Source organism: Microvirga calopogonii (genome assembly GCF_003347665.1).
GTDB classification, from domain to species: domain Bacteria; phylum Pseudomonadota; class Alphaproteobacteria; order Rhizobiales; family Beijerinckiaceae; genus Microvirga; species Microvirga calopogonii.
Genome location: NZ_QDGA01000058.1, coordinates 20,494 through 28,877, shown reverse-complemented (window position 1 = coordinate 28,877; position 8,384 = coordinate 20,494). Strand labels below are relative to the sequence as shown.

General features: G+C 60.4%; 8 protein-coding genes and 3 pseudogenes. 9 read left to right on the top strand and 2 right to left on the bottom strand.

Annotated features, from left to right (window positions below; all coding sequences use genetic code 11):
• Both DDF70_RS38285 and DDF70_RS25770 read left to right on the top strand, forming a co-directional pair.
• A partial coding sequence (locus DDF70_RS38285) for an IS66 family transposase (RefSeq protein ID WP_245435650.1) occupies positions 1 to 1,457 on the top strand: 1,457 nt, incomplete at its 5' end.
• A gap of 73 nt (positions 1,458 to 1,530) precedes the next feature.
• Complete coding sequence (locus tag DDF70_RS25770) at positions 1,531 to 1,719, top strand: hypothetical protein (protein ID WP_114947615.1); 189 nt, start codon at positions 1,531 to 1,533, stop codon at positions 1,717 to 1,719.
• 355 nt (positions 1,720 to 2,074) lie between these two features.
• On the opposite strand, the pseudogene DDF70_RS25765 reads toward DDF70_RS25770, so the two are convergent.
• Positions 2,075 to 2,799: pseudogene (locus DDF70_RS25765) on the bottom strand (Tn3 family transposase).
• On the opposite strand from DDF70_RS25765, the pseudogene DDF70_RS25760 reads away from it, so the two are divergent.
• The 4 genes and pseudogenes from DDF70_RS25760 to DDF70_RS25750 form a co-directional block, all read left to right on the top strand.
• Positions 2,776 to 3,474, top strand: a pseudogene (locus DDF70_RS25760) (Tn3 family transposase); the annotation flags it as partial. The pseudogenes DDF70_RS25765 and DDF70_RS25760 sit on opposite strands and share 24 nt — an antisense overlap.
• A gap of 93 nt (positions 3,475 to 3,567) precedes the next feature.
• Positions 3,568 to 4,020, top strand: coding sequence for an RRXRR domain-containing protein (locus tag DDF70_RS37580; protein ID WP_205772479.1), 453 nt, complete (start codon positions 3,568 to 3,570; stop codon positions 4,018 to 4,020).
• Positions 3,986 to 4,591 carry an RNA-guided endonuclease IscB gene (gene iscB / locus DDF70_RS37575; protein WP_281024390.1) on the top strand — a complete coding sequence of 202 codons (606 nt, stop codon included), beginning with the start codon at positions 3,986 to 3,988 and terminating at the stop codon, positions 4,589 to 4,591. Before DDF70_RS37580 ends, iscB begins: the two co-directional genes overlap by 35 nt.
• A gap of 68 nt (positions 4,592 to 4,659) precedes the next feature.
• The gene (locus DDF70_RS25750) at positions 4,660 to 5,391 is read left to right on the top strand and encodes a hypothetical protein (protein ID WP_114947614.1); all 732 of its coding nucleotides are present in this window, start codon (positions 4,660 to 4,662) and stop codon (positions 5,389 to 5,391) included.
• Positions 5,392 to 5,621: 230 nt separating this feature from the next.
• Here the strand turns inward: DDF70_RS25750 and DDF70_RS25745 are convergent, their stop codons facing one another.
• Positions 5,622 to 6,260 (bottom strand): IS6 family transposase, encoded by a 639-nt coding sequence (locus tag DDF70_RS25745; protein ID WP_114947613.1) that lies wholly within the window; start codon positions 6,258 to 6,260, stop codon positions 5,622 to 5,624.
• A 17-nt stretch (positions 6,261 to 6,277) separates the two neighbouring features.
• Between DDF70_RS25745 and DDF70_RS25740 the strand changes: the two are divergent.
• The 3 genes and pseudogenes from DDF70_RS25740 to DDF70_RS25730 form a co-directional block, all read left to right on the top strand.
• Positions 6,278 to 6,772: pseudogene (locus tag DDF70_RS25740) on the top strand (IS3 family transposase); the annotation flags it as partial.
• A 460-nt stretch (positions 6,773 to 7,232) separates the two neighbouring features.
• Entirely contained in the window at positions 7,233 to 7,478 is a 246-nt protein-coding gene (locus DDF70_RS38280) for a plasmid pRiA4b ORF-3 family protein (protein WP_245435649.1), read from the top strand.
• Between the two features lies 1 nt (position 7,479).
• Entirely contained in the window at positions 7,480 to 8,220 is a 741-nt protein-coding gene (locus tag DDF70_RS25730; RefSeq protein ID WP_114947612.1) for a glycoside hydrolase family 12 protein, read from the top strand.
• Positions 8,221 to 8,384: the final 164 nt, after the last annotated feature.

Below are 8,384 nucleotides of genomic sequence, written 5' to 3'. Positions count from 1 at the left end.
TGAAGGACGAGATCGCCCGGCTCAAGCACCTGCCGCCGCGCCCACCCTTCAACCCCTCCGGCATGGAGAAAGCCACCCAGCCGCGCCCTGCTGGTCCAGGCCGGCGTCCCGGGCGCGGCGCCAAACGGGATCGGGTCACCCGCGAGGTCACGATCCCGGTCGAGGCTCCGCCCGGCTCGCGCTTCAAAGGCTACAAGACGGTCGTGCATCGGGATCTGGTGCTGGTTGCCGAGGTGGTGCGCTACAAACGGGAACGGTGGGTGACACCCGAGGGCCAGACCCTCATCGCGCCGCTGCCGATTGGCATCACCGGCGGGTTCGGACCCAATGTGCGGCGGTTCTGCCTCGCCCTGCACACGCAAGGCCAGGTGACCACCGAGCGCCTGACCGATCTGCTGAACGGTATTGGCCTGGCGATCTCCAAGCGCGAGGTCGTCCGTCTGCTCACCTCAGATCTGGAGCTGTTCGAACAGGAAGATCGTGCGATCCTGCAGGCCGGCCTGGTCTCGTCGCCTTACCTCACCGTCGATGATACCGGGGCGCGCCATGCCCGCCGTCCCGCGGTGACCACCCAGATCGGCGGCGAGCGCTTTTGCGTCTTCCGCACCAGCCGGTCGAAATCGCGCCTGAACTTCCTGACGCTGCTGCGGGGTGGCTGCGAGGACTACGTCGCCAACGAGGCCGCGCTGGACTATCTGCGCCGGCAGCCGGTCGAGGCCGCCGTGATCGCCCGGTTGAGCCAGCTCCAGGACCAGGTGTTCAGCTCGCAGATGGAGTGGTGGCAGCATCTGCTGCGCTGCTCGATCAACATCTTCGACCGGCCTCTGCTTCGGCTACTGGATGAAGCCGCCACCTGGGGCGCGCTCCGGCATCACGGGCTGATGGCCAACACCGTCGTGGTCTCCGACGATGCCGGGCAGTTCCGGGTTGCTCAGCACGCCCTATGCTGGATCCATGCGGAGCGCCACCTGCAGAAGCTGATGCCGGCCTCACCCAAGCAGGCCAATGCCGTTGAGCTGGTCCGCGAGGCGATCTGGTGTTTTTATCGCGGTCTGAAGCTGTGGAAGCAGAGCCCCTCGCCAGGTGGGGAGCGGGCCTTCCGGCGGCAGTTCGACAAGATCTTTGGCCTGCGCACGGGCTACCAGGAGCTCGACGAACTGCTCGCCCGTCTGGCACGGCGCAAGGGCGAACTGCTGCGGGTGCTCGAGCGTCCCGAGATCCCGCTGCACACCAATGCCTCCGAGAACGACCTGCGCGCCTGGGTGATCAAGCGCAAGATCTCCGGTGGCACCATGAGCGCGGATGGCCGCCTGGCCCGCGATGTGATGCTGGGGCTGTTGAAGACCTGCCGCAAGCTCGGATTGTCGTTCTTCGCCTATCTCGGGGATCGGCTGGGATTGAACACAGGTCAGCCGAAGATCCCGCCGCTGGCCGACCTCGTCATCCGGGCAGCCTGAGGCCCGCGGCCCACACTCTGCTCTGCTGACGTTCCGGCGTTATCCGCTCATCAGCCTGTCACGGAGACACAGCATGCACGAGGACAGTCCCACCACCCGCATCGCGATGGTCCTCATCTTCATGGGGCTGGTGGTTGCCTTGGCCGCCGTGCTGTTTGTGATGATCGCTTACGGATATGGCGAAACGTCAGGGCCGGGAGGGTTCCCGTCTGCGCAGGTGGAGGGTCGGAACTACCAGTCGGCACGGTCATCCATAGACTGAAGCCCGAAGACCAGTCTGCAGGTATCCCTTGCCCCCTAATCTGCTCCGCTTAGTAACTGGGGCAGTTTCGGGGGCGAGCAGTCTTCTGGTTAGACATGTGCTAAGGCACACTGGATTATCGTCTTTGGCGTCATACCGACTTTCTCGGTTGACCTTTGACCGCGGTCTTGATGGAGGGACTGATGCCAAGCTAGGCAAATACCCCTGGGAGCCATTCCTCGGCTGAGGCTTGGACGAGCGATGTGAACAGAGGCTCCCCCCCACAGTTCCACCTTGGGGTCAGCGCAAGATTTGTTCCTGATTATACGCTAAGGTAGAACGAACAACGAACCTGACGATCGGCTCTGCCGTTGGGCTATGCGGCGCGAGCCAAGGGCTTGGGTAGTCGCAAGGGTCGAAAGCCGTCTACAAGCACAGGCTGCTCGCCCCATGCGTAGGTGCCGGTGAGATTGATGTGCTCCCAGCTCAGAGGCGACACGTGCTTGAGCACCTCAGGCGGGATGATCCGACCCTGGCGGCGGAGATGGTCCACAGCCCGTCCGAGATAGACCGTGTTCCAGTGGATGATTGCGCTGACCACCAGGTTCAATCCAGATGCCCGGAAGGCTTGGCTCTCGAACGAGCGGTCCCGGATCTCACCACGCTCGTGGAAGAACACGGCTCGCTTGAGCTTGTGGGCCGCCTCGCCCTTGTTCAGGCCGGCCTGACAACGCCGCCGGAGTGCAGGGTCGGAGTACCACTCGATCATGAACAGCGTGCGCTCAAGGCGACCAAGCTCCCGAGGGCGCGGGCGAGTTGGCTGGGATTGCGAGAGGCGGCCAGCCGCTTGAGGATTGCCGATGGTGCGACAGCTCGTGTCTCGATCGAGGCCGCCAAGTGAAGCAGGTCATCCCAGTACTCCATAATCAGGCTGGCGTTGATCGGCACGCCAATGTGCTGCTGAAGTGCCGGATAGGCATCCGGCTTCTCGAAGGTATGGAGCTTCCGGTCCTTGAGGTTGCGCAGCCGCGGAGCAAACCGCCGGCCCGTCAAAGCGAAGAGGCCAAACACGTGGTCGACCACGTCTTTGGCCTGTGCCATCTGCTCGGCTTCCGGTTTGTGCCCCGCTTGCGGGATCTGAAGGATCGGCGGCTGGCCACCATGGCGGGCCTGGAGGTGCCGAGTAGCCTCCAGTCGTTGATGGGCCGCCCGATCCGCGCCGACGTGGTGCGCCAAGGCTGGGACGAGGTGCTGCATCTGGCAGCGTCCCTCAAAGTTGGTACGGTCGCTCCCTCCGTGATGCTCAAGAAGCTGAGCGCTTACAAGCGCCAGAACCGGGTGGATCTCGCCCTCCAGGAGATTGGGAGAACCGAGCGGAGCCTGTTCACGCTCGATTGGCTGGAGAGCCCAGACCTGCGGCGGCGTTGCCATGTCGGCCTCAACAAGGGCGAGGCGCGCAATTCCCTGGCCCAGGCAATCTTTGCCCATAAGCAGGGCCGGACCACGGATCGGACGTTCGAGAACCAGAGCTACCGTGCCTCGGGGCTCAATCTGGTGATCGCTGCGATCGTGTACTGGAACACGCTCTACATGGGCCGAGCGGTGGAGCATCTGCGATCCCAAGGCTGGATCGTGCCGGATGAGCTTCTCACGCATGTCGCACCATTGGGCTGGCGACACATCAGCCTGGCCGGCGACTATCTCTGGCAGCAGGCCGCCACTGTGGTCGGCCAGCACCGTCCGTTGCGCAATGTCCGCCACCGAAGCGCTGCCTGAGGGGTGCTTCCCTGAGGAGTGTTCATGCTTCGTCCAAGATACCGAGGTTTATTGCACAAACCTTGCGCGCTCCCCTATATCAGGAGGACGTCGATGGCGGTGTACGTCCTCGATAAACACCAGAAACCGCTGATGCCGTGCTCGGAAAAACGAGCCCGGAAACTGCTCTCGGCCGGACGCGCCCGGGTGCACCGCATGCGTCCGTTCACGATCAGGCTCATCGACCGCACGGTCGAGGAGTCCACCCTTCAGCCGATCCGGCTGAAAATCGACCCCGGCTCGAAAGGCACCGGAATCGCCCTCACCAGAGGCGACGTGGCCCGCCAGTGGGTTCTCGCGCTCATCGAGCTCCAGCACCGGGGTCACCAGATCCGCGATGCGCTGACGCAACGGCGGGCCTTCCGACGCCGGCGCCGTGGCAATCTCCGGTACCGTCCGAAGCGATTCGAGAACCGCACACGCCCAGAGGGGTGGCTCGCTCCCTCCAGCACCGGGTTGATACCACCGTCTCCTGGGTGCGCCGCCTTCGCGAACTCGCTCCTGTGACGGCGATCGACCTCGACGCGTCCGATTCGACACCCAGATCATGCAGAACCCGGACATCTCAGGCGTCGAATATCAGCAGGGCACCCTCGCCGAATACGAAGTCCGTGAGTATTGCCTCGAAAAATGGGGCCGCGCCTGCATCTATTGCGATGCCGTGAACGTGCCGCTCCAGATCGAGCACTTCGTGCCCCGATCCAAGGGCGGCACTGACCGGGTTTCCAATCTCGGGATCTCCTGCCAGCCGTGCAACCAAGCCAAGGGCAGCATGAGATTGACGGACTTCGTTCGCAACCCAAAGCGACTCTCTCGGATCCAGGCGCACATGCGCGCGCCGCTCCGCGACGCCGCCGCGATGAACGCGACGCGATGGGCGCTCTACGAAGCCCTGAAAGAGACAGGCGTGCCCGTCTCAGGCTGGTCCGGCGGTCGGACGAAGTGGAACCGCTCCCGCCTCGGAATCCCGAAAACCCACGCCCTCGATGCCGCCTGCGTCGGAAGCGTCGAGGACCTCGTCGGCTGGCAGCAGCCGACGCTCACCGTCGCCTGTGCCGGACACGGCGCTTCCAGCTAAACGTATAATCGGGCACAGATCTTGCGCTGCCCCTTCAAGCTGCATAGGACTGGGTTGAGAGGGAGCGCATGAGCAACTTGGATGAAAAACGCCCTGACGGATGGTCAGCATCCCCTCTCACCGAGTTTTACGATACTCTGTTCAGCAACACCCTTGCGAGCTTCAACAATCTGCCCGCAGAGCGCCGCAAGTTAGAAGCCGTAGATAATATATTTAATAGTCTACTCCAAGATTTCATAGACCCTGAGCACATCTTGCCGGCCTTGCTAATCTTGCGCAGTATTGGCGCCTATCGAGTGGCATCCCTTTTGAGCATGACAGCCCCCACGGATGCTTATGTGTCTATGCGCTCATGCCTTGAATACGCGGGTTATGCTCATCTACTCAAAGCCAATCCTGAATTGAATGAGACATGGCTGAACAGGGAAGACAACGAGAACACTCGCAAGGAGGCACGGAAAGCCTTCACAGGCGGCGCAATGCTGACAGCTATCAAGGATGCCGACAGAGACCTAGGGCGGATTTACAAATATCTTTATGAATGGACAATTAGCCATGGGGCCCACCCCAATGAACGGGCGCTAATGTCCTCCCTCAAAATCATCAAAGAGCAAGCTACAGGCAAAACACACCTTCAGGTTCTTCTATTGCCCGAAGGTGGTGTCGTCACTCAGTCTGCAATGAAGACTTGCGCCCAAATCGGGATTGCAGTCCTTCGAGCAGCCGCCCTCATCTTTCCCAGCCGGTTCGAAGAACTTGGCCTCAACGCTGCAATCAAAGAGGCAAGTAACGGGCTCTGATAAACTCTAACTGCTCCCCACACCCCGCCTGTCTTTCAGGCTGGCTGGGATGCGGCTATGCTTGGAGGCTGACTTGGCCTGAACGAGCCTACATGGAGGCACGCGATGGATAAGACGCCACCGTTGCAGTAACTTGAAAAGGGCATAACGAACCCCGTCGAACGGGTCGTTCAAGCTGCAAGGCCGAAGAGCTGATTGAAGAGACGGACTTCGCCTGTCGCTCGACATCCCTACTTGTTGTAATGACCGCGGCGGATCATGCGCATGATCTCAAAACCCGTCAGGGTCGCGGCGGCGGTTTTCATCGTCTGGAAGCCGCGTGTCGGACGGATCATCCGCTTGAGTGCACCGTGATCCGCCTCAAGAATGTTGTTCAAGTACTTTGACGTGCGGTGTTCGACATACTGCGGCAGCAATCCCTCGCCCTGCAGGCGCCGAATTGCCTTCGGATACGATGCCAGTTTGTCGGTCGTGATGGCTGAGGGAGGATAGTCGCACACCGCCCGCAGGGCTTTACGAAGGAAGCGATAAGCCGCTCCGGTATCACGCCGACCGGCCAGCATCGAGGCAATCAACCGACCGTGTTTATCGACTGCTCGAAATAAGTACCGCCAGCGTCCGCCTACTCGTACATAGGTCTCATCCACGCGCCATGAGCCTGAACGATGACCCTGGTATGGTCGCATCCGCTTCTTAATCTCCGGGGCATAGCGCTGCACCCAACGAAAGAGGGTGGATGGGTCTATTTTGACACCGCGCTCCTGCATCATCTCAGACAGATCGCGATAGCTGATCCCGTACTTGCAGTACCAGCGCACGCACAGCAGGATCATCGCGACTGGGAAGCGACGGCGCTTGAACAGAGACACGGGAGCGAATCCTTGATGAACCGCTCCTCGCTATACGGCCGAGGTTAATGCAACGGTGCCGTCGGAAGCGCATGCTGGTCGACGCGGTCCGCAGCGAATGGCAGGTCTCGATCCGCAGGGCCTGTGACGCTCTCGAATTTGACCGCTCGACTTACCACTACAAGTGCCGTCGCTCCGGCCAGGCCGCCCTCGAACAGAAGATCAAGGAGATCTGCCATGTTCGTATCCGCTACGGTTATCGTCGTGTTCACGTGCTGCTGCGTCGTGAAGGCTGGCGCCATGGCCAGAACAAGACGCGGCGGATCTATCGCGAATTGGGCCAGCAATTACGCAACAATACGCCGAAGCGCGGGGTCAAGGCCAAGCTGCGCGATGATCGCAGGCCGGCCACACGATCGAACCAGACCTGGGCGATGGACTTCGTCCATGATCAGTTGGCGAGCGGACACAAGCTTCGCGTCCTTACGATCATCGATACCTTCTCCCGCTTCTCGCCGGGACTGGGCAGCCGTCAACAAAAGTCAGGGATAGCCCCTGGCCCATGTCCTGTTCGCGACTCTTCGATTGTAGTGTTCGCAACGCGAAATTCGAGCGGGCCGCTGCACATTGTCTGTGAAGCCTCCGCACAGCGTGCAAATGCTCATTCTCGCTGCCCTGGACGCGGTTTGCTCAACGCGGTCCAGGACGGCCGCCCGTGGGAGGGATGCCTCGCCTTGTCGTACCTGTCACCATACGGCTTGATCGGCTCCATCTGTCGCGTCACCTCTTCGAGTTCTTCGCCGGTGAGGTCCGTTGGGGGATTCCCGATCGCCACGACGATTACGGCCAGCAGCCCATCAATGCCAGTAAAGAGCGCCTCAGCGATATCGTTCAAGAGACCGGAGCCAAGGCGATCCATTATCGCTATGACTGCGGCGTAGCAGGGCATTCGAAAAATGATTCGACAACACGAGGACAGATGGACTTCGCCTCTTGCTCGAGGCCGTCGGTCGTTGTCCTCCGAAAGACGTCGGTGGTGCGCCGGGCTATGCCGAATACCTCGATGCCATCAGCGACCCCGCACATCCGGAGCACGAACAAATGCGCCTCTGGGGTCCGGAGCGGTTCGATCCCAACGTCGTCGACCGGAAGGCGCTCGAGGCCGCCGTCAACGCATTGTCCGCTGGCCTCATTTTTGCTTACTGCAGGTTGGCTGGACGCTCTCAGGATGGAGATTAGAATGTCTGCATTGTCGAAGCTGAACGTACTTGCGCTACCTTTTGCGATAATGGTTGCGCTATTCCCAGCATCCGCAAAAGCGCCGATCTGGAGTTCGAGCGATCAGTACGGTACTTTTGCCCGCGATGGCTATTCCTGGAACAACGACGTATATGGTCAAGGTGCTGGGCCCCAGACGATCTCTGTGCATTCGGTCCACCAGTGGAGTGTGTGGTCGAACCAACCTGATACTGGCGGCATCAAGAGCTATCCCCACGGAGCTTTCAATGTCGGGAAACCGCTGAGTGCGATCAACGACCTGAGGTCGAGCTTTAATCAGAACGTCCCGACTAGCGGCCGTTGGAACTTCGCCTACGATATCTGGGACAGCTCAAATACGTATGAGGTTATGCTTTGGACCAACTACACCGGCAATCCGGATGGAAGCGGTGATGTTAAGCCCATTTCTTACAAGTATAACTCTTCAGGGACCGCCGCTGTCCCAGTCTACACAGGCGTGAATGTCGGGGGAGCTACCTGGAACGTGTTTGAAGGCTGGAACAAACATAAGGTTATCTCGTTTTTGCGCAGCTCCAAGACCAACAGCGAGACTGTGGATATCAAGAGTATCCTGCAATGGATAAAGTCGAAAGGATATTTCGGTGACATAATCGTCGGCAGCGTCCAATACGGTGTTGAGATAACCTCATCCCCAGGCGGGCAAAACTTCGAGGTCAATCATTGGGCTGTAATAGCGAAGTGACTACCTTGGGGCCTACGATGAGGTGATCAGCCGCTCCCTCGTTGTGGGCTCGGCGAAGATCGGCCGCTGTTCATGATGCCGGGCCTGGCACCGCAGGCCTCGTGCCGAATTAAATTGGCAGGTTCTGCTCAGTTCGTCGCGGCGTGCACCGTCAAGTTGCTGAC

Excerpts from the sequence above, each read along its gene's own strand:
- DDF70_RS25730 (WP_114947612.1), top strand. The coding sequence starts at position 7,480 with ATGTCTGCATTGTCGAAGCTGAACGTACTTGCGCTACCTTTTGCGATA.
- DDF70_RS37580 (WP_205772479.1), top strand. The coding sequence starts at position 3,568 with ATGGCGGTGTACGTCCTCGATAAACACCAGAAACCGCTGATGCCGTGC.
- DDF70_RS25750 (WP_114947614.1), top strand. The coding sequence starts at position 4,660 with ATGAGCAACTTGGATGAAAAACGCCCTGACGGATGGTCAGCATCCCCT.
- DDF70_RS25770 (WP_114947615.1), top strand. The coding sequence starts at position 1,531 with ATGCACGAGGACAGTCCCACCACCCGCATCGCGATGGTCCTCATCTTC.